Annotated in this window: 1 protein-coding gene; it reads left to right on the top strand. The window is 62.4% G+C overall.

The window, feature by feature from the left end; genetic code table 11:
• Nucleotides 1-468, top strand: a 468-nt coding sequence (locus tag C1638_RS22090; protein WP_109624087.1) for a phage major capsid protein, incomplete at both ends; no start/stop codon positions are given.

Here is a 468-nt window from a genome sequence, read left to right as displayed (position 1 = left end):
CGACGATATGTTCTTCGATGTTGAGGGCTGGTTGAACAGCGAAGTCGGCCGGGAATTCTCCGAGAAGGAGGGCGCCGCATTCCTGCTGGGCGATGGCGTCAACAAGCCCAAGGGCCTGTTGGCTTATCCCTTCGCCGCGGCTGGCGACAAGACCCGTCCTTACGGCACTCTGCAGCGCCTGGTAAGTGGCAACGCCGCCGCCTTCAGCGGAGACAACCTCATCGACTTGGTGCAAGCGGTCAAGGCGGGCTATCGCCGTGCTGGCACCTGGATGATGAACAACCTGACGGTTGCCTACGTCCGCAAGCTCAAGGACAGCGAGGGGAACTACCTGTGGCGCCCTGGCCTTGAAGTCGGCCAGCCGTCCAGCCTGCTCGGCTACGGCATTACCGAGAACGAGGACATGCCGGATATCGCGGCAGACGCGAATGCCCTCGCCTTCGGCGACTTCAAGCGGGCCTACACCAT

This window comes from Chryseobacterium oncorhynchi (assembly GCF_002899895.1).
GTDB classification, from domain to species: Bacteria; Bacteroidota; Bacteroidia; order Flavobacteriales; family Weeksellaceae; genus Chryseobacterium; species Chryseobacterium oncorhynchi.
The sequence above is the reverse complement of the archived record's forward strand: the minus strand, read 5'-3'. Positions and strand labels throughout refer to the sequence as shown.